The organism is Sphaerisporangium sp. NPDC005288, assembly GCF_040607475.1.
Classification (GTDB): domain Bacteria; phylum Actinomycetota; class Actinomycetes; order Streptosporangiales; family Streptosporangiaceae; genus Sphaerisporangium; species Sphaerisporangium rhizosphaerae.
Map to the genome: position 1 here is coordinate 1 of NZ_JBEXGT010000085.1, position 17712 is coordinate 17712.

Sequence of the window (17712 nt, forward strand, 5' to 3'; positions counted from 1 at the left end):
CTGATCGCCTTCGCGATCATGAGCCTGGTGTGGGACGCCGGAGCCCGCCGGGCGGTCGGGCTGCGCCGCCCGTTCTCCGGCATGTTCCGCCACGACGTGCCCACCTCGCTGGTCGCGGTGGCCGTGGTGCCCGCGCTGACCTACATGGCCAGTTGGACCGGCTGGTTCGCCACCGCCTACGGCTACGGCCGCAACTGGGCCCAGGCCACCTCCAGCGGCTGGGTGTACTTCGTCTTCAACTCGCTGCGCTCCTGGTGGGACTACCAGTGGATGGTCCTGAGCTTCCACACCGGGCTGAACTCCACCCATCCCTACCAGTCGTGGCCCTGGCAGTGGCCGCTGCTGCTGCGCCCGGTGGCCTTCTTCTACGAGAGCCCCACCGGCGGCTGCAAGGCGGACAAGTGCTCCCAGGCCGTGCTCGGGGTCGGAACCCCCATCATCTGGTACGGCGCCGTGGTGGCGTTGATCGCGCTGATCGCCTGGTACGTGGCCACCCGCGACTGGCGGGCCGGCGCGGTGCTGCTGGCCTACGGCGTCGGCTGGCTGCCGTGGGTCTACTACGCCATCGCCGACCACCGCACCATGTTCCTGTTCTACACCGCCCCCATGCTGCCGTTCATGATCCTGGCGCTGACGCTCGCGGCCGGGCTGCTCATCGGGCCGGCCAACGGCACCAATCCGAGGCGCAGGATCATCGGAGCCGCGCTTTCGGGTGCCTTCGTGCTCGTGGCCCTGGTTAACTTCTGGTGGCTGTACCCCGTTATCGCCGCCGAGATCATCCCCTACGACGATTGGCACCGGCGCATGCTCCTCGACCGCTGGATATGACCCCGGACATGATCCCCCTGATCGTTACAACCAAGCCCTTCTGCTCTTTCCGGTCTTACAGGTAGGTGACGTGGAAATCGTCCGTGGCGGTGGTCGTCGTCAGGGCCCGGCCCTATACGGCAGACTGCGAAGCATGCCCGCACCCGACGTCGCCGCGCTCCTCACCGAGCTCGAGCGCTCCGATCCGGAGGTCGCCGACGACGCCCGGGTGGCCGTCGAATGGCTGACCGGCGGCGAGCCGTTAGAAACGATCACCCAGCTCGATGTGTGCGAGTTCCTCTGGTACACCCTCCCCCTGAAGGTGACCGGCGAGCACGGCGATCTCGCCCTGGCCCTGGGCCGGCTGCTGCGGCTGGGCGGCATGGAGCGCTACGCCGAGCTGTGCACCTCCCCGGTCACCGCGCGCATCCTGCGCACGTACGCGCGCGGCGGCGAGGACGCCGGGACGGCGGCCTACCAGCGCGCGCTGAACGCCACCGGCGTCCTGCCGCCCGACGTGCCCGAGCTGCACTGGAGCTCGATCATGGGGCCCGAGGAGCTCGGCGCCCACCTCGCCTGCTCGGCGGCGCTGGAGCTCGCCGTCGTCTCCGGCGAGCTCGTGCCCGCCGCGAGCGATTGGAAGTCCCAGGCCGAGGCGCTCACCCGCCGCTGGCTGACCGCCCCGCGCACCGAGCTGGGCGGCGACAACTGGGTCAACCGCGTGCACGGCGAGCGGCTCAACCGCTGGGTGCTCGGCCGGGGCGCCGCCCGCCGCGACCTGGCGCAGCCGTTCGAGGTGCGCCTGCACGCGCCGATCCCGGTCCCCGACGGCCCGCAGTTCCCCGCTCTGCGGTGGCTGCTCGAACTGGCCGCCCTGCCCGCCGGCGTGCCGCTCACCAAGCAGCACAACATCGCCCGCGCCGTGGTCGTCGAGGCGGCCGAGCGGTTCGGCTGGGAGATGGCGGGCACCCGCAGCGAGGGCGGCGTGGCGGCGCTGCGCGCTCTGCGCCGCATCGCCGAGCGCGAGCTCGGCGCGGTCTCCCGTGCCGGCCGGGCCCTGGTGCTGACGCCGGCCGGGCGCCGGCTGCTGGACGACCCCGCCGCCCTGTGGCAGGCGGCGGCTCCCGCCCTGCTGACGCCCGCGACGGGCGAGCGCGAGATGGAGATGTCGGTGCGCGAGGTCGGGCTGATGCTCCTGGTCGAGCGCGACGACCTGCCGTGCGGCCCGCTCACCGAGCGCGTCACCGAGGTCGTGGTCGGCGAGGGCTGGCGGACGACCACCCCGGCCGACGTGGCGGCGCCCCTGGTGGAGCTGCGCCACCGCCTGGAGGCGCTGCACCTGTGCGCCCCCCGCGACGACCGGCCCTCCCCCGAGGAGGCCGTCCCCGTCACCCTGACCCCGGCCGGGCAGGCCGCCGCTCTCACGGCCCTGCGCCGGCAGGCACTGCGTCCCCGCAAGTACGTCACCCTCAACTGAGCCGGGCCGGCCGCGTGCCAGATGGCGCGCGGCCGGTGGCCGCCGCGGTGGGGCGATCGCGGACGTGCGCCTAGATCCCCGCGGTCATGCGGCGGCCCATGCGCTCTTCCTGGCGCATCTCCTCTTCGGGGCGCCCGGACATGATCTCCTGGCGGGTCTCCTCGATGCGCAGGGCGACGCCGATGGCGAAGAACGTCGGCGCCCACTCACCGACGAACAGGCCCCAGCGGTCGGCGCGGGCGATGTCCTGCTCCATCTCTTTGGACAGCATCCACGAGACGAACGACGCGCCGACGGAGATCAGACCGGCCGTGTACATCATGCCCGACCGGATGCCCATTCTGTTGAGTGCCCTGATCATATGCCCCCCTTGATAACGGCGTGTTGACGCTACCTTCCTACCCTTCGTCGTGGCCCGTAATGATTGGCGCGGGATAAGGACGATAAGAGGCACTTTGGCGGCAGTCGCCGGATTTACCGATAAATTACGGAAAGCGGAGAAAGTATCGCGTTATACCGGCTATTCCGTGACCAGGAAATCGGCGAGCACCCGCAGAGCGCTGAAGACGCCGTCCTCGACCCGGCCGCGCGCCGACACCGACATGACCGCGAAATCGACCGGGACCAGCACAAGGTAGACGTGCCATACCGGCCGCCCGGCCGGGCTCCAGGCGAGCCGCGAGCCCAGCGCGAGCGCCGTCCAGCAGTGCGCACGCTCGTCGAGGCGGACCTCGCCCTGGTAGGAGTAGCCGCCCTCGCCGGGCAGGTCGCCGGCCGCGCGGTCGTACGAGCCGGCGGGCTCCCGCATGATCACCGCGACGCGTTCGCCCTCGTCGACGACGCCCTGGTAGCTGCCCCCGAGATCGATGCGCGGGCGGCTGCCCGTGTGGTCGACGGCGTAGGAGACCTCGGGGAAGGTGACGGCGCCGCCGCCGGGCCGCACGAGCGCGCGGGACGGCGGCTGATCACACCACGACGGGGAGGCGGAGGCCACCGGAGGACCGGAGGAGGTGGGCGCCGCGGCGGAGTCGCCGATGGCCGAGACGATGAGCACCATGGCGATCATTACCAGGACCGGCACGGCGAGACGCGGCCATCCCGATCTCCCGCGGCCTGCGTTGTCGGCTGTCGCCACTCGGACCTCCGGCCGGCTTCGACGCGTGGCGGCGTGAATTGCCTCTGACGGCGCCCCGGCGAGGCGGCGCGCCTCCACTGTGGCACGCCGCGCGCGGCCCTCACCCGGTATTCCGGAAAGCGGCCTCCGGTGATTTACAGGCTCTTGAGATACGCGAGGGACGGCATGAAGAAATACTCGCCGCCTTTCATCGTGACGGTCTGCGGCGCCTGCTGTTGCGGCGCGCCGTGCTGCTCGCTCCCCCACGCCTTGGGGAAGCTCACCTTGCCCTCACGACGGCCCTGCCCGATCACCGGATCGTGGCCGGTCCCCTCCACGGGGAAGCCGGAGTTGTCGGCCCACGCCTGCTGGGTGAACTCGAACTGGGACTGCAGGCTCGCGTTGAACGCCATGAACAGCAGGCCCACCCCGCCGGTCGGGCGAGTCCGCGGCGGCGCGTCATCCCAGGGGATGTCGGTGCGCGCGCCGTAGGTCTGGCCGCGCCGGGCCATCATCACCCCAAGGACGCGCTCGAGGCCGCCGTCCTTGGAGTCGCGCGGGTTGGTCTTGCGGATGTGCGCGCTGAAGGGGCACTTGGCGCCGTCCGGGTCGTCGCGGTAGCTGAAGTCGTTCTGCACCGGGTGGCCGTCCGAGCTGGGCCTGCCGTGGAGCCGCAGCGGCGTGCCGTTGCGGAACCGGCCGACCAGCAGGGCCCCGGCGAGCGCCCGGTCGGCTCCGGCGAGCCCGAGCGCGTCGGCCAGGTCCTCCTCGGCCTGCCGGAACGCCCGCACGTTCTGCTCCAGCTTCCGGAACACCAGGTAGCTCCCCATGTGCCGGGCCGGCTTGGGCGCCAGCGGGTCGGCGACCAGAATGTGGCTCAGCGGGAAGAACGGCGTCCAGTTGTGCCCGGGCTCGGCGGCCACCTGGTCGGCGAGGAACAGCGGCTGGCTGCGGCCGTCGATGTAGCCGAAGTGCTCGATGCCGTTGCCCTGCGCGTTGCGCAGCCCGTGGCCGCTCTCCTCGCCGACGATCGTCGCGGTCGCGGGCAGCAGCGCCAGGACGCGCTCACGGGTGGCGGTGACCGGCGCCTCGGTGGCGTCGCCGATGAGCACGACCGCGTGGATCTCCCTTCGGTACGGCGCCTCCCAGGCGCTCACCGGCGGGTCGCTCAGCGTGTCCGTGCGCCGCTTGAGTCCGGATTTGAAGGCGTTGTCGGTGAACCCGGTGGTGGAGTGGCCGAGTTTGAGATAGCCGAGCTTGCTGATGCCCACCCCGACGTACGGGGTGCCGGGGGCCCGCGTGCCGTTGAAGGCGCGGACCTCCGCGAGGTGCGTCCTGGCCGACTTCACCAGCGGCACCAGGCCGTGGAGGAACCGCCTGCCGTCGGCGCCGTCGCCGAAACTCACCAGCAGCACCGACAGGTGCTCGCGGACGTGCGCCTGCAGATGTTGGCCTGCAGGTTGTCGAGCATCGCCTTGGTGTCGGCGTCCAGGCCAGGCGCGTCCCACGCGAGCGGTTCGCCGTTGGCGAGGTTCACTGGCATGTCGGTCCTTCCCCGTTCTGCGTCTCGGTCGTGTCCTCCGATAAGAGTCGTCTTCCTCGACAAAGGTTCGATGTACGGCGAATCGCCATGGAGTTGCCCCGGCCGGGCCGATGCCGTCTTTGACCAACAGCGGGCGGAATGCCGCTTACATGCGATAGAAGATCTATTGCACCTACTGTCCCCCCTTGAGGTACATGTGAGAAAGCTTCTTCAGGTTCTCGCGGCTCAGCTCTTCGCCGCGGCCTTCGTCCTCACCGCCCTGTCCGGCGGCGCCCACGCCGACACCACGCCCACCGACGCCGAACTGGCCGCGGAGTGGCAGACCGCGTGGGACACCTACAAGTTCTACGACGCCTCGCCGCCCCCGCTCCCGGGATCGGGGCGCACCCGGCAGAGCCAGACGATCTCCATCACGATCAACGCCCCGGCCCAGCAGGTCTTCACGGCGTACTCCAACATCAACAACCACATCGGCCGGGCGGCGTTCCTCACGCGGGTCTCCACCCACCGCGACTGGCGCCAGAGCGGCGTCCGCTACATCGACTTCACCGCGATCGAGGACATCCCCTACCAGGGAACGATCGTCTCCTCCCACACCCACGCCCAGCAGCGTCTCCACGAGGCCGAGCTGTTCTACGAGACCGACACCTGGTCGCTGCCCAACGTCGTCACCCACCAGCGCATCAGCTTCACCGTGCAGAAGGACGGCGGCACCAAGGTCACCGAGCGCCTGACCTTCGACGCGGACGACGCGCTGATCGACTTCGTCGTCGCCAACGGCGTCGCCTCGCACCAGCAGACCCAGACAGCCATCAAGCAGGCCATCGAGAGCGGCCAGCTCTGACCCCCGCCGGGCGGGGCGCCCGTCATGGCCGCCCCGCCCGGCACCACCATCGGCCCCACCACCGTGAGGCCTGCGCCGTGGAATCCCCTTCCCTTCGACACCGGCCATGCCGTGGACGCCGTTCCCCGCCGTTCCCCGCCGTTCTCGCCGTTCCCCGCCGTTCCCGCCGTTCTCGCCGTTCCGCGCCGTTCCCGCCGTGCCCCGCCGGCCCGCGGTGGAGGTCCGATCGCCGGTCAGGCGGTGAGGTGGGCGATGACCGAGGTGTGCCGCGGGGTCCAGCCGAGCAGCTCGCGGGTCTTGGCGGCGGAGACGTCCTGGTCACGGGTGAACAAGTCCGCCAGCGGCCCCAGCTCCGCCTTCGCCTCCTCCACAGGCCACGACGACGCCCTTCCCCCGCCGAGCGCCCGCGCGATCGCGTCGAGGCGGGCCGTCTCGGCCATGCCGTGCCAGACGGTGCCCGGCGCGGCACTTCTCACGACGGCCACATACAGGTCGGACAGGTCGTCCACGTGCACGACCGGCCAGCGCACCCCTGGCTCACCGATGTACACGCCACCTCCCCGCTCGGCCGCCTTGGCGGCCAGCAGCCCGTGGACCAGGCCCCCGCCGTGGCCGTACACCAGACCCGGGCGGATCACCCACCCGCCGGCCGCCAGCACCCGGCGCTCGACCTCCGGCCGCCAGGCGGCGATGGGGTGCGGGGCGGGCGGGCTGTCCTCGTCCACGGCACCCGCCCCGAGGACGGCCGCCCCCGTCGTGCAGACCACAGGGCTGCCGGCGGCGAGCAGCGCGTCCACCCCGGCCAGGTCCACCTCGGCGCCGAGCGGCGGTCCGGCGTGCACCACGCGGTCGAACCCCGTCGCGGCACCGGTCAGCGAGACCGGGTCGGCGAGGTCCGCGGTGACCGCCGCGTACGGCGGGTTCGCCGCACCCGGGCGGGTCAGCGCCACGACCTCGTGCCCGGCCCCGGCCAGCGCCGCGGCCACGCGTGTCCCGATGTAACCGGTGGCGCCGATGATCAAAATCTTCATGAAGGACGACTCCTCGCGAGGTCAGGGGGCGATGATCTGGCGGACGCCGGTCCGCGCGGCGTTCTCGATGGCGGCGAGCAGGCGGTGCAGCCGCACGGCCGTGTGGAAGGAGGGATGCGCCGGCCGTCCCTCGGCGAGCGCCGGGGCGATCCGCCGGTAGAACGCGGCGACGTTCACCGCGGGGCCGGCGGGCACGCCGCGCGGCACCGAGCCGGCCGCCTGACCGCCCCCGGCACCGCTCCCCCGCTCCGAACCGCCACCGCCGTCCCCGTTCGAGATACCGCCGTGCGCGCTTCGGGTACCGCCGTCCACACTTGGGGTACCGCCGTGCGCCCTTCGGGTACCGCCGTCCGGCCGGGTGTCGCCGTCGGCGTGCGCTCCCACGGTGAACGGGCCGCCGTGGACGCCGGCGGAGGTGGCGTAGGCGACCGTCCAGTCGGCCCAGTGCGGGTACACCCCCGGCCGCGCCGGAGCGGCCGTCAGGGTCCCCTCCGACCCGCTGATCTTGAGGTGGAACCCGTCGGGCGATGCCGCGTCGCCGCCGTGCACGATCACCGCGCCGATCGCCCCGCCCTCCAGTGGGCCGTGCACGGCCACGTGGTCGGGCACCGCGTTGGGCACCGTCTCGCCGGTCCCGATCACCTCGACGCGGGGGCGCCGGTAGCCGAGCGTGGCGGTGACCTCGGTGAACGGGCCGGCGATGCCCTCGACCACGGCCAGGAAGTGCCCGGCCATCACGGTCAGCAAGTTGGTCCCGGCGGCGGGTTCGGTGCTCCAGGCGAGCTCCGGCGCGATGCGGGCCCCGCCGAGGGAGTCCCCCGCGGCCACCAGCGTGATCGACTCCAGCCGGCCGATGCGTCCCTCGGAGAGGAGGTCGGCGACGAACCCGGCCGCCGGCGAGTGGACGCCCTGCAGGACGACCGCGTGCACCACGCCGGCGTCGGCCGCGGCGGCGGCCAGCTTCTCGGCCTCGTCCACGTCCACCCCGAGCGGCCACTCGCACACGACGTGCTTGCCGGACGCGAGCGCCGCCCGTACCGCCTCCCCGTGGTCGGGCGCCTTCACCACGACGGCGACCACGTCGACCTCCGGATGCGCGGCCAGCTCGCCCGCGCCCGCGAAGGCGTGCGGTATCCCGAACTCCGCGGCGGTGCGCCGGGCGGTGTCCGGCCTCGTCGTCGCGACGGCGGTGACCGCGTACTCCTCCAGATTGAGCAGCGCGGGCAGGTGCGCGGCCGTTCCCCAGCCCCGGCCGGGACTCGCGCCGACGACGCCGACGCGAATCGGCCTTCCAAGCCTTTGACCCATCGATCCGCCTCCTCCTGTTTTGTATCGAGCGGTATGAAACTAGCCCGGCCCGGAAGGCGGCGTCAACGGGTAATGTACTGACAGGTACGAAATCTGGGAGGCGCACATGCCCGGAGGACGCCCGCGCGCGTTCGACCCCGACACCGCGCTCGACCGCGCCCTGGAGGTCTTCTGGAGCCAGGGGTACGAGGGGACGGCCATCTCCGACCTCACCGCGGCCATGGGCATCAACCGCCCGAGCCTCTACGCCGCGTTCGGCAACAAGGAGGACCTGTTCCGCAAGGTCCTGGACCGCTACATCGAGGGACCGGGCGGTTTCGCGGCCCGCGCCCTCGACGCCTCCCGGGCACGGGAGGTCGCCGAGCGCATGGTGTACGCAGCCGTCGAGCTGACCTCGGGCACCGGCACGCCCCGGGGGTGCCTGAGCGTGCGCTGCGTCCAGGCGTGCGGGCCGGAGGCCGAGCCGGTCAGAGACGAGGTGGCGGCGCGCAGGAAGGCGGGCGAGATGGCCTTGCGGGCACGTTTCGAACGGGCCCGCGACGAAGGCGACCTGCCGGCCGACAGCGACCCGGCCGACCTGGCCCGCTTCGTCCACGCCGTCACCGACGGCATCGCCGTCCAGGCCGCCTCGGGCGCCGGTCGCGAGGATCTCCTGCGCGTCGCCGAGATCGCCCTGCGCGCCTGGCCCTCTTCCTGACCCCCTGGCACACCGGGTGCCGGACGGGTCACCGTCCCCCTGAGCCCGAGCGCGCGCCGGACGGGCCGCCCGGGCCGGCCGCGACGCGCGGTCAGCCTGCGGTGCAGGCGTAGCCCGAGGGCAGCGAGGGGTCGCCGTTGGGACGGCTGCCCACGTACCCGAACGTCGTGGCGGCGCCCGGAGCGAGGGAGGCGTTGCGGGCGGTGCCGCGGGCGGTCACCGTCCGCCCGGCGGTGGTGAGGGACGCGTTCCACGAACTGGTGACGGCGTGCCCGGCCGGCAGGGTGAAGGTGACCGTCCAGCGCGTGATGGGCGAGCCGCCGGTGTTGGTCACGGTGACCGGCCGGACGATGTAGCCGCCGCTCCACCGGCCCGACGTGGTGGCGCTGACGCCGCAGGCCGCGGTTGGCGGCGTCCCGGAGGGCGTCGGCGTCGGCGTGGGGGTGGGAGTCGTGGCGTCGTTCAGCGCGGCGAGCACCGCGTCGTAGGCGGGCTTCCTGCCGTAGGCGCCGTCGAACAGCAGCGGGGTGCCGCCGGCGCGCCAGGAGTACTTGTCGGTGACGCCCCATACGGTGATGCCGGTGCAGCGCGGGACCGCCAGGCAGGCGTTGACCACCTTGCGGTACCCGTCGGCCTGGGCGCCGCCCGAGCCCTCGATGTCCAGCTCGGTGATCTGCACGTCGACGCCGAGCGCGGCGAACCGCTCGATGGTGCGCTGATAGTTGCCCGGCACCGGCGCCTGGCCGTTGAAGTGCGACTGCAGGCCCACGCAGTCGATCGGCACGCCGCGCGCGGTGAAGTCCTGGACCATGGCGTACACCGCCCGGGTCTTGGCGGCGTCGGCGTCGTCGATGTTGTAGTCGTTGTAGCAGAGCTTGGCGTCAGGGTCGGCCGCCCGGGCGGTGCGGAAGGCCTCCTCGATGAAGCCGTCGCCGATGCGCCGCTGGAACATCGAGTCGCGGCGGGCTCCGCTGCCGTCCAGGAACGCCTCGTTGACCACGTCCCAGGCGTAGATCTGGCCCTTGTAGTGGTTCATCACGCCGGTGATGTGCTCGTTCATCGCCGCGCGCAGCTCGTCCGCCGACGTCAGGGTGCTCATGTACTGGGGGAGCCCGGAGTGCCACACCAGTGTGTGCCCGCGCACCCGCTGGCCGTGCTCACGCGCCGAGGCGACGATGCGGTCGCCCTGGACATAGGTGAAGGAGCCGCGGGCCGGCTCCACCGCGTCCCACTTCATCTCGTTCTCGGGCGTGACCATGTCGAACTCGCGGTTCAGCACGGTCGTGTAGTCGGCTTCGCCCAGATGGGCGGCGGCGACGGCCGCTCCGAAATAGCGGCCCCGCGCCTCGGCCGACGCACCGAGCGTGCTCGCCGCGTCGGCGGGCCCGGACAGGGCGAGCAGTCCCGCGCCGAGGGCGGCGACCAGGCCGACGACGAACGCGCTTCGAGCGCCTGGCTGTCGTTTCCGGTGCCCGCCGGGCGGGACGGCCTTGTCGATCATCGCTGTTCCTCCACCTGGAACGCTGATCGTCGGCAGGAGAGCGCCGCTCGCGAGCCAGTCTGTGAAGGGTCCTCCAGAGGCGTCAACGACCGCCAGAGAGCTTTCGGGCCGATCGCCCCTCCTGGCCTGGTGGCGCCACGTGCGCTTCTGACCGGCATCGAAAGTTTCAGCTTCCGGGCTTCACCCCGTCGACGGTCATCTGACCATGAGCGGCCATAGCCAGGCGATGCCCGCCTGACTATGGCTGGAGCTAGCCAGAGTACAATCCCCCCATGGCCATGATCCTGGAAGGACCCCTCGCCGACAGGGCGAGCTGGCGGGCCGATCGCTGCTCGATCGGCAAGGCCATGGACGTGATCGGCACCCGGTCGGCGATCCTCCTGCTCCGGGAGGCGTACTACGGGACGACGCGGTTCGACGACTTCGCCGAGCGGGTCGGCATCACCGACGCGGTCGCCTCCGCGCGCCTCAAGCAGCTCGTCGAGCTCGGCGTCCTGGACAGGCGCCCGTACCGCGAGCCCGGCAAGCGCACGCGTTACGAGTACGTGCTGACGGCGATGGGCAAGGACCTCTTCCCCGCGGTGCTCGCGCTCATGCAGTGGGGCGACAAGTACCTCCAGCCCGACGGCGGCCCCGTCCGGGTGGTGGAACGCCAGACCGGCGCGCCCGTCACCATCAGGCCGCGCGACGAGGCGGGCCGGGAGCTCGGGCTCGACGACCTCGTCATCGTCCCCCACGACCCGGGGCCGACCCAGGGCTAACTTTGCTAAACCATAGCCAGATGGCTATGGTTCGGGCATGCCTTTCTCCGACCCCGCCACCCGCACCGGCCCATCCCGCATGGGCGCCGGCATCCCGAGCTCGGACACCGCCGTCGCGGGTCCGGGCATGCCGGGCTCAGGCGCCCCCGGCGCCGGAGCGCGCCCGGCCGGCGCGCGCACCACCCCTCCCCCCGCCTCGAACGCGCGGCGCTGGATCAGCCTGGTCGTGGTGTGCCTGGGCATGATGATGGCGTTCTTCAACATCTCCGCCACGCTGACCGCGCTCACCGAGATCCAGGCCGACCTTCAGGCGTCCGCCACCACCACCGTGTGGATCACCAGCGCGTACAGCCTGCTGGTCGCGAGCCTCGTGCTGTCGGCCGGCACGATCGGAGACCGGCTCGGCCACCGCCGGACGTTCTTCACCGGCGCGCTCGTCTTCACCGCGGGCAGTGCGCTCGCCTTCGCGTCGAGCGGCGCCGCGGCCCTCATCCTCGCGCAGGCCGTCATGGGCGTCGGCGGGGCGATCATCCTGCCCACCAGCCTGTCGACCGTCAGCCACACCTTCACCCGGCCGCACGAGAGAACGGCGGCGATCGGCGTCTGGGCCAGTTGCTCCGGGCTGGGCCTGGCGATCGGCCCGGTCACCGCGGGCCTGCTGCTCGCCTCCTTCCCGTGGCACGCGGTCTACCTGCTCAACGTCGTGACGGGAGCCCTCGTGCTCGCCCTGACGTTCCCGCTGGTCATCCCCACCGGGGGCGTCGCACGACGCCTGGACGTCGCCGGTCTGGCCCTCGGGACGCTCACGGTCGGCGCCCTGGTCTTCACGATCATCCAGGGCGGCTCCGCCGGGTACACCAGCCCGGCGATCATCGCCGGCTACGTCCTCATCGCGCTCGCCCTGGCGGGCTTCGTCGCGGTCGAACTGCGCGCCGCCCAGCCGATGGTCGACGTCCGCCTGTTCCGCTCGGCGTCGTTCAGCGCCGTGCTGGTGTCCGCCACCGCGTCCCTGTTCGGCTTCACCGGCATCGCCCTGCTCAACGTCCTGTACCTCCAGCGGGTCCAGGGACGCACCCCGCTGACGGCCGGCGTGTTCCTCATGGTCATGTTCGTGACCTACATCGTGGTCAGCGCCCTCGCCCCGCCGCTGGTCAAGCGCGTCGGCTTCAGGATCACCCTCACCGCCGGGCTCGTCCTCGGCGCCGCGGGCGCTCTGCTGCTCCTGCTCAGCCCTCCCTCCGCCGGCTTCGGCCCGGTCTGGCCCGGCCTCCTGCTCTTCGGCGCGGGCACCGGCCTGCTCGTCGCCCCCTCCACGGCCGCCGCCGTGATCAGCGTTCCGCACGAGCGGGCCGGCATGGCCAGCGCCATCGTCAACATGTTCCGCCAGCTCGGCTCCGTGCTCGGCGCCAGCGTGCTCGGCACCGTCCTGACCTCGAGGTTCGCCGCAGGACTCCCCGCCCGCCTCGACGCGGCGGGCGTGCCCGCCGAGGTCTCACGCCAGGTGATCCAGGCGGCCGCGAACGGCGCGAGCGGCCGGCCCCCCGCCGGGCTGGCCGTCCCCATCCACCACGCGATCGCGGGAGCCCTCACCGCCGCCGCCCACACGGGCTTCGTCGTGGTCGCCGCCGCCTTCCTCGTCGTGGCGCTCCCCACCGTCCTGCTCGTCCGGCACCGCCCCGCCCCCGCCACCCCGGCGGCCCGCTGAGCCCACCGGCGGTCCCGCTGCAGGGAAGCCGGATCCGCGGCCCCCGGCCTCGCGATGGAGGGCCGGGTGCCCGGCACGGGGTGCCGGGCACCGGCCGGTCAGCTCTTGGAGATCTTCAGCGGGAAGGTGGCGGGGCCCACGTCGCCGAGGGCGGTGGTGTTCGCCGCGAGGTACTGGTCCAGGTACGGCGAGCGGTCACCCTGGGTCGGCACGTCGGACCTCGGATCCTGCACCTCCAGGGACAGCCGCGCGTCCGACACCTTGATCGTGTTGCCCGAGGGCACGTCCAGCCAGCGGTTGGAGTCGATGGTGCCGATCTGCACGCCCAGGCGGTGCCCCCGCTCGAAGGTCCAGTCGGTGGACTTCAGTTTGAACGCGACCGTTCCTCGGCTCTCCAGCAGGGCGACGTTCTCGTCGAACATCGTCGCCGTGCCGTCCGGGGCGACGTCCCACAGGCGGACCATCACGTTTCCGCTCGCACCGGCGTTGAACCTGATCTTCGGCGTACCGGTGAGCCGCAGCTTCCGGGAGGCGGGCGTGGACCACGTCCAGAAGCTCGCGGTGGCCGCGGCCCCCTGCCTGGCCGCCGCGTTGTTCCTCTCGGCGCCGGTCAGCGACTCGATCCGCGGCGCCCGCTCCATGTCCCAGCGGTTACGATCGGCCGCCGCGGCCGGGGGAGCCGCCGCGCCTCCCCCGTCGTCGACGTACCGGCCCGAGGAGAGCCGCGCGTCGTAGGAGGTCGTGACCACCGGCCAGGCGCCCTGGGCGCGCCAGTCGCCGAGGCCGTCCTCGATCGCGTACGCCGGGTCGGTCACCGACGGGCCGGCGCCGCGCAGGTACTGGTCGTAGAACCGCATGACCTCGTCGAACCAGCCGGCACGCCCCTGCGACAGCCGGCCGGAGGCGTCGGTGTCGTTGCCCCGCACGTGCTCCCACTGGCCGAGCCAGCCGCGTTCCCGGCCGTGGTGGTTGCCGAGGTACACCTCCATGTCCTCGGGCTTGGTGTTGGGCTCGATGAAGCCCTGCGTCACGAACAACGGCGTGCCGGTGCCGGCCGCCCGGGCGGCGAGGTCACGGGCGCGCCAGTACGCCGATCGGGGGTCGGGGTCGTTGTTGTTGGTCATGTTGTCGCTGAGGCACTCCGGATGGCTCGCCTCGTACTGGGCGTTGGCCTTGTACCGGTCGCTGTCGTCGGCCAGCGCGGGGATCGTGGCGATCGAGTTGTACGCCGCCGGGGTCCCGGTGACGTTGGGGCGCGGGACCTTGTTGCTGAACAGGTAGTTGTACATGTTCCAGACCGGCTCCTGCGCGACGACCGCCTTCAGGCTTCTCAGCTTGAGGTTGTTGCCCACCAGTCCGGTGACGGCGTCGTACGACTTGCCGTACATGCCGACCTTGCCGGTCGACCAGGGCTGGCCGGCCGCCCAGTCGATGGCGGCACGGACGTCGGCCTGCTCGCCGGGGCCGACCCAGTCCAGGCACCCGGTGCTGCCGCCGAAGCCGCGCAGGTCGACCATCACGAAGGTGTAGCCGCGCGCCATGAGGCCGGCGCCGTTGACGAAGTCCTGGAAGCGCGCCGACGGCCCGACCCTGTCCCAGCCTTCGGGACCGGTCTGCCCGGCGTGCGCGAAGTAGGGCCCCACCGAGAGGATGACCGGGGTCTTGGCGTCGGCCGGCAGGCCGACCGGGCGCAGCACGTCGGCGTGCAACTCGACGCCGCTGCCGTCCGAGGAGGGGAAGTACGCCTCCGTCCACGCGGCGCCCTCGGGAACCCGTGGGTTCTGCTCGTGGGTGACCGGGTCCCCGGGCGCCGGTCCGGCCTGGGCCGCCGCCGGTGACCCGCCCGCGGTGAGGGTGGCGATGGTGACCAGCGCGCCGGCCGCGACGGCGGCCGGCGCCTTCCCGCGAATGTTCATTGACACTCCCGTGATCTCTGGATGCCATGGGAGAGTAAATGATTTTGTAAGCGATTTGTCGGCAGTTATCCGTCCGGTTAGTACTTCGTACCGGTGGCGGCGATCCGCGCGCCGGGTGAAGTCCCCGCTCGGCGACGCTTGAGGATTGACAAGCAGAGTGGCGTACGTCATCATGAAGTTGCGCCCGGAAGGATAGGGCCTGCGTAAGCGTGGACAAATTCGATTAGAGCGAGTACGCTCATCCCTCCACGCTGCCTTCTCGTCGACCCGCTCCGCTCGCTCACGTTGCGAGGTCGTCTGGCGTGCGTGCAGTCAGCCCGCCGCGAGCCCTCGGAAGGACATCTGTTGGCAGCCTCGCGCAACGCATCCGCCGTACCCGCCGGTCCCCGTCGCGTCTCTTTCTCGCGCATCCAGGAGCCTCTGGAGGTTCCCGACCTTCTCGCCCTGCAGACCGAGTCGTTCGACTGGCTGCTGGGCAACGAGAGATGGAAGGCCCGGGTCGAGGCGGCTCTTCAGGCCGGGCGCAAGAACGTCCCCGCCCAGTCGGGCCTCGAGGAGATCTTCCACGAGATCAGCCCGATCGAGGACTTCGCGGGGACCATGTCCCTGTCGTTCCGCGACCACCGGTTCGAGCCGCCCAAGTACTCCGTCGATGAGTGCAAAGACAAGGACATGACCTTCTCCGCCCCGATGTTCGTCACGGCGGAGTTCATCAACAACACCACCGGTGAGATCAAGAGCCAGACGGTTTTCATGGGCGACTTCCCGCTCATGACGCCGAAGGGCACCTTCATCGTCAACGGCACCGAGCGGGTCGTGGTCTCCCAGCTCGTCCGCTCCCCCGGCGTGTACTTCGAGCGCACCGTCGACAAGACCTCCGACAAGGACCTCTACGGGTGCAAGGTCATCCCTTCACGGGGATCCTGGCTGGAGTTCGAGATCGACAAGCGCGACAGCGTCGGTGTGCGCGTCGACCGCAAGCGCAAGCAGCCGGTGACCGTGCTGCTCAAGGCGCTCGGCTGGACCAACGACCAGATCCTCGAGCGGTTCGGCCGGTACGAGTCGATGCGCGCCACCCTGGAGAAGGACCACACCTCCGGCCAGGACGACGCCCTGCTCGACATCTACCGCAAGCTGCGCCCGGGCGAGCCGCCGACCAAGGAGTCCGCCCAGACGCTGCTGGAGAACCTCTACTTCAACCCCAAGCGCTACGACCTGGCCAAGGTCGGCCGCTACAAGATCAACAAGAAGCTCGGCTCGGACACCGACATCAACGTCACCGTCCTGACCGAGGACGACATCGTCGCGATGGTCGAGTACCTGGTGCGGCTGCACGCCGGCGAGGAGTCGGCCGGCCTGCCACTGGAGGTCGACGACATCGACCACTTCGGCAACCGGCGGGTGCGCAACGTCGGCGAGCTGATCCAGAACCAGGTCCGCCTGGGCCTGGCCCGCATGGAGCGCGTCGTCCGCGAGCGCATGACCACGCAGGACGTCGAGGCGATCACGCCGCAGACCCTCATCAACATCCGCCCGGTCGTGGCGGCCATGAAGGAGTTCTTCGGCACCTCCCAGCTGTCGCAGTTCATGGACCAGACCAACCCGCTGTCCGGTCTGACGCACCGGCGGCGGCTGTCGGCGCTCGGTCCGGGCGGTCTGTCGCGTGAGCGGGCCGGCGTGGAGATGCGCGACGTGCACCCGTCCCACTACGGCCGCATGTGCCCGATCGAGACGCCCGAAGGCCCGAACATCGGCCTCATCGGCTACCTCGCCTGCTTCGCCAGGCTCAACGCCTTCGGCTTCGTCGAGACGCCCTACCGCAAGGTCGTGGACGGCCGGGTCACCGAGGAGATCGACTATCTGACCGCCGACGAGGAAGACCTGTACGTGATCGCCCAGGCGAACTCCCCGCTGTCGGCGGACGGCGGGTTCGCCGAGGGGCGGGTGCTGGTGCGCACCAAGGGCGGCGAGTTCGAGTACGTCCGCTCGACCGAAGTGCACTACATGGACGTCTCACCGCGCCAGATGGTGTCGGTGGCGACGGCGATGATCCCGTTCCTGGAGCACGACGACGCCAACCGCGCGCTCATGGGCGCGAACATGATGCGCCAGTCGGTGCCCCTGCTCAGGAGCGAGGCCCCGCTGGTCGGCACCGGCATGGAGTACCGCGCGGCGACCGACACGGGCGACCTGATCAGCGCCCAGAAGGCCGGCGTGGTGGAGGAGGTCTCGGCCGACTACGTCACGATCGCCAACGACGACGGCACGAGCACGACCTACCGGCTGGCGAAGTTCAAGCACTCGAACCAGGGCACGAGCTTCAACCAGAAGCCCATCGTCCGCGAGGGCGACCGGGTGGAGGTCAACCAGGTCGTCGCCGACGGTCCGTGCACCGACAACGGTGAGATGGCGCTCGGTAAGAACCTCCTGGTGGCGTTCATGCCGTGGGAGGGGCACAACTACGAGGACGCGATCATCCTGTCCCAGCGGCTGGTGCAGGACGACGTGCTGTCCTCGATCCACATCGAGGAGCACGAGGTCGACGCCCGCGACACCAAGCTGGGCCCTGAGGAGATCACCCGGGACATCCCGAACGTCTCCGAAGAGGTCCTGGCCGACCTCGACGAGCGCGGCATCATCCGCATCGGCGCGGACGTGGTGCCGGGTGACATCCTGGTCGGCAAGGTCACGCCCAAGGGTGAGACCGAGCTGACGCCGGAGGAGCGGCTGCTGCGCGCGATCTTCGGTGAGAAGGCCCGCGAGGTCCGCGACACCTCCCTGAAGGTCCCGCACGGTGAGACGGGCAAGGTCATCGGGGTGCGGGTCTTCTCGCGCGAGGAGGGCGACGAGCTTCCTCCCGGTGTGAACGAGCTGGTCCGGGTGTACGTGGCGCAGAAGCGCAAGATCACCGAGGGCGACAAGCTGGCGGGCCGGCACGGCAACAAGGGCGTCATCTCCAAGATCCTCCCCGTGGAGGACATGCCGTTCCTGGAGGACGGCACCCCGGT

General features: G+C 71.3%; 14 protein-coding genes and 1 pseudogene. 7 read left to right on the forward strand and 8 right to left on the reverse strand.

All coding sequences use genetic code 11. The features are described from left to right. Window positions 1-828: pseudogene (locus tag ABZU32_RS40015) on the forward strand (phospholipid carrier-dependent glycosyltransferase); the annotation flags it as partial. 133 nt (window positions 829-961) lie between these two features. Then, on the forward strand, window positions 962-2284 hold the full coding sequence (locus ABZU32_RS40020; protein ID WP_354931793.1) for a hypothetical protein: 1323 nt from the start codon (window positions 962-964) through the stop codon (window positions 2282-2284). 70 nt (window positions 2285-2354) lie between these two features. On the opposite strand, the gene ABZU32_RS40025 is transcribed toward ABZU32_RS40020, so the two are convergent. The 4 genes from ABZU32_RS40025 to ABZU32_RS40040 form a co-directional block, all read right to left on the reverse strand. Then, the gene (locus ABZU32_RS40025; RefSeq protein WP_354853832.1) at window positions 2355-2645 is read right to left on the reverse strand and encodes a hypothetical protein; all 291 of its coding nucleotides are present in this window, start codon (window positions 2643-2645) and stop codon (window positions 2355-2357) included. Between the two features lie 159 nt (window positions 2646-2804). Next, a complete protein-coding gene (locus tag ABZU32_RS40030) occupies window positions 2805-3365 on the reverse strand; it encodes a hypothetical protein (RefSeq protein WP_354931796.1) in 561 nt (186 codons plus the stop codon). 188 nt (window positions 3366-3553) lie between these two features. Then, entirely contained in the window at window positions 3554-4813 is a 1260-nt protein-coding gene (locus ABZU32_RS40035; protein WP_354931799.1) for a hypothetical protein, read from the reverse strand. Beyond that, complete coding sequence (locus ABZU32_RS40040) at window positions 4801-4941, reverse strand: hypothetical protein (protein WP_354931802.1); 141 nt, start codon at window positions 4939-4941, stop codon at window positions 4801-4803. Before ABZU32_RS40040 ends, ABZU32_RS40035 begins: the two co-directional genes overlap by 13 nt. Before the next feature lie 196 nt (window positions 4942-5137). Here ABZU32_RS40040 and ABZU32_RS40045 point away from each other — a divergent pair, with 196 nt between their 5' ends. Continuing rightward, window positions 5138-5785: an SRPBCC family protein gene (locus ABZU32_RS40045; RefSeq protein ID WP_354853841.1), complete on the forward strand. Its 648-nt coding sequence runs from the start codon at window positions 5138-5140 to the stop codon at window positions 5783-5785. 233 nt (window positions 5786-6018) lie between these two features. On the opposite strand, the gene ABZU32_RS40050 is transcribed toward ABZU32_RS40045, so the two are convergent. Both ABZU32_RS40050 and ABZU32_RS40055 read right to left on the reverse strand, forming a co-directional pair. Further along, on the reverse strand, window positions 6019-6816 hold the full coding sequence (locus ABZU32_RS40050; protein WP_354931805.1) for an NAD-dependent epimerase/dehydratase family protein: 798 nt from the start codon (window positions 6814-6816) through the stop codon (window positions 6019-6021). 21 nt (window positions 6817-6837) lie between these two features. Continuing rightward, window positions 6838-8124 carry a Gfo/Idh/MocA family oxidoreductase gene (locus tag ABZU32_RS40055; RefSeq protein WP_354931808.1) on the reverse strand — a complete coding sequence of 429 codons (1287 nt, stop codon included), beginning with the start codon at window positions 8122-8124 and terminating at the stop codon, window positions 6838-6840. Between the two features lie 106 nt (window positions 8125-8230). Between ABZU32_RS40055 and ABZU32_RS40060 the strand changes: the two genes are divergently transcribed. Further along, on the forward strand, window positions 8231-8821 hold the full coding sequence (locus ABZU32_RS40060; protein WP_354931811.1) for a TetR/AcrR family transcriptional regulator: 591 nt from the start codon (window positions 8231-8233) through the stop codon (window positions 8819-8821). Window positions 8822-8912: 91 nt separating this feature from the next. Here ABZU32_RS40060 and ABZU32_RS40065 read toward each other — a convergent pair whose 3' ends face one another. Further along, window positions 8913-10322 carry an endo-1,4-beta-xylanase gene (locus tag ABZU32_RS40065; protein WP_354931814.1) on the reverse strand — a complete coding sequence of 470 codons (1410 nt, stop codon included), beginning with the start codon at window positions 10320-10322 and terminating at the stop codon, window positions 8913-8915. Window positions 10323-10594: 272 nt separating this feature from the next. Here ABZU32_RS40065 and ABZU32_RS40070 point away from each other — a divergent pair, with 272 nt between their 5' ends. Both ABZU32_RS40070 and ABZU32_RS40075 read left to right on the forward strand, forming a co-directional pair. Beyond that, entirely contained in the window at window positions 10595-11083 is a 489-nt protein-coding gene (locus ABZU32_RS40070; RefSeq protein WP_354931817.1) for a helix-turn-helix domain-containing protein, read from the forward strand. Between the two features lie 37 nt (window positions 11084-11120). After that, window positions 11121-12788, forward strand: a complete 1668-nt coding sequence (locus tag ABZU32_RS40075; RefSeq protein ID WP_354931819.1) for an MFS transporter — start codon at window positions 11121-11123, stop codon at window positions 12786-12788. 98 nt (window positions 12789-12886) lie between these two features. Here the strand turns inward: ABZU32_RS40075 and ABZU32_RS40080 are convergent, their stop codons facing one another. Further along, window positions 12887-14704 carry a CocE/NonD family hydrolase gene (locus tag ABZU32_RS40080; RefSeq protein ID WP_354931821.1) on the reverse strand — a complete coding sequence of 606 codons (1818 nt, stop codon included), beginning with the start codon at window positions 14702-14704 and terminating at the stop codon, window positions 12887-12889. Between the two features lie 345 nt (window positions 14705-15049). Here ABZU32_RS40080 and rpoB point away from each other — a divergent pair. Beyond that, window positions 15050-17712, forward strand: a 2663-nt coding sequence (gene rpoB, locus ABZU32_RS40085; protein ID WP_354931824.1) for a DNA-directed RNA polymerase subunit beta, incomplete at its 3' end; no start/stop codon positions are given.